This window comes from Flammeovirga aprica JL-4 (assembly GCF_012844305.1).
GTDB classification, from domain to species: domain Bacteria; phylum Bacteroidota; class Bacteroidia; order Cytophagales; family Flammeovirgaceae; genus Flammeovirga; species Flammeovirga aprica.
In genome coordinates this window covers 1-2,476 of sequence record NZ_JABANE010000245.1, presented here as the reverse complement: position 1 = coordinate 2,476, position 2,476 = coordinate 1, and the positions used below count along the sequence as shown (strand labels likewise).

General features: G+C 31.8%; 2 protein-coding genes. Both read left to right on the top strand.

The window, feature by feature from the left end; all coding sequences use genetic code 11:
- The first annotated feature begins 201 nt into the window (after positions 1–201).
- Complete coding sequence (locus HHU12_RS33495) at positions 202–1,281, top strand: glycoside hydrolase family 53 protein (RefSeq protein ID WP_169661077.1); 1,080 nt, start codon at positions 202–204, stop codon at positions 1,279–1,281.
- 95 nt (positions 1,282–1,376) lie between these two features.
- Positions 1,377–2,267: an Rpn family recombination-promoting nuclease/putative transposase gene (locus HHU12_RS33490; RefSeq protein WP_169661076.1), complete on the top strand. Its 891-nt coding sequence runs from the start codon at positions 1,377–1,379 to the stop codon at positions 2,265–2,267.
- Positions 2,268–2,476: the final 209 nt, after the last annotated feature.

The following is a 2,476-nucleotide window of genomic DNA, read 5'->3' as shown; positions in this document are numbered from 1 at the left end:
TTATCTCTTTTGGAAGAAATTGTACAAAATAAATACAATTTTCCTTGTTTTAATCATAAGAGAAATGAAGAAGAAGGAAGCCTGAAAGAAGATCTTAGAAAACTAGTACAAATGTCAATTGAAAGATTGTAATTATTGTTGATTACAATGCTTTAGTTGTGAAATGAATCAAGTTAAGAAAGCACTTATTAATCCATATCTATGCTTAAAAATTCTATTATTACCCTACTATTATTAGTTAGTATTTTTTCATGTAAATCCTCTAGTGAAGAACAAACTCCCATAGAAGATAAAGATACTTTTATTAAAGGTGTTGATATTTCAAATTTTCCTGAGATCAAGACCTATAATCATCAATTTTATAATCTAGAAGGGACGGAAGTTGACTTTGTACAGCACTTGAAAGAAAAAGGTGTAAATACAATTCGTTTGAGATTATGGGTTGACCCTGAAAACAATCATTCTGGCTTGGAGGAAGTGACAGCTTTTTCAAATGAGTTAAAAAGCGTTGGTTTAAAAATTTGGTTGACGGTGCATTATTCTGATACTTGGGCTGATCCAGGGCAACAAGAAAAACCTCAAGCTTGGTCAAATATGTCTTTTGAGGAATTAAATACAATGGTATACCAATACACGAAAGATATCGTTCAGAAAATTCAGCCAGACTATATTCAAATTGGTAATGAAATCAATAATGGACTGCTTCATCCTGAAGGAAATTTACACTCTAATGAAGCACAATGTCTTACGCTGTTGAAGTCAGGAATAAAGGCAACAAGAGAAACTAAAAGTGATGCGAAGATTATGTTGCACATCGCAGGACATGAAGGGGCTGATTGGTTTTTTGATAAAATGAAAGCTTTGGACTTTGATTATATTGGTTTGTCTTACTATACAAATTGGCATGGAAAATCATTAACCGATTTAGATGCTAATATTAAAAGTTTGTCAGTTAAATACAATAAAGAAGTGTTGATTGCCGAAATGGCTTATCCTTTTACATTAGGTTGGAATGATTGGACCAATAATATTATCGGTTCGGATGAACAAATTATTCCAACAGACTATCCAGCTACGGAAGAAGGGCAAAAAGAGTTCTTATCTCAAATCAAATTAATTTCAGAACAAAAGGGAATCACTAAAGGGTTTTGCTATTGGGGAGGAGAGCTGATTGCTTGGAAAGGTCCTGAAGCTAGAGATGCTTCCTCTTGGGAGAATCAGACGTTGTTTGATTTTGGGAATAAGGCATTGCCTGCTTTGGATGTTTTTGAAAATCAGTAGTATGAAAATAAAAGTTGATGTAATTCTGTATTGTTTTTTCTAAAATGAATTCATTAAACTTGTTATTTTTGTAAAAAAAACTGAGATATTGATTTATGGCAAATTCAAGATACATAAACCCTTTTACTGATTTTGGTTTCAAAAAGTTATTTGGAGAAGAGCAGAATAAAGATATTCTGATTGATTTTTTAAATACAGTACTTCCTGAAGAAGATAAAATTGAGGATTTGACTTACAAATCAACGGAAAAACTAGCAAGACATGAAACAGATCGAAAAGCAATCTTTGATCTGTATTGTGAAAATGAACAGGGTGAGAAATTTATCGTTGAATTACAAAGAGCACCTCAAACTCATTTTAAAGACCGAACCCTCTATTATTCTACTTTTCCTATTCAAGAACAAGCCGTAAAAGGGAAACGAGATGGAGAAACTTGGGCTTATGAACTAAAGGCAGTTTATGTAATCAGTTTGATGGATTTTAAATTTAGTCCAAAAGAAAGATTTCATCACACTGTTCAAATGAAAGACGATGATAATGATGTTTTTCATCAGAAGATCAAATTTGTGTATTTAGAATTGCCGAAGTTTAAGAAAGCAGAAGTAGATCTTCATGATCATTTTGAAAAGTGGGTATATCTATTAAATCACCTTGACAGTTTTTCAGAACAGCCTAAAATTTACCAGGAATATATTTTTCAAAAAGTATTCAATATCACGGAGTATACTGCTTTACCAAAGTCAGAACAATCCCTTTATGATGAGGATCTTAAGATTTTTATCGATTATATTAACACTTTAGATACGGCTTTGGTAAAAGGGAAAAAAATTGGAAGAGAAGAGGGATTGGTTGAAGGACGAAAAGAAGGAGAGTATAATAAAGCGATAGAAACGGCTAAAAATCTTTTCAAAATGAACTTAACGGAAGAGCAAATTGCAAACGTTACTGGTTTGAGTATTGATGAAGTAAGAGAGTTGAAACGATAAATAAAACTATATTTGTTTAATGTTACAAGAATAAAAAAAGACAGATGATTGTACCACCTATATATTTCACTCATCTTGTGCCACTCATTTCACTGATATTGTGCCACTTTCAAATTGCTATTAGCAAGATATTGAAAAATAAATTAATATTACTCTTTTGTTTCTAATGTCCTAAGTGATTTCCCCTTTAAATCCAATCTATGTGATGA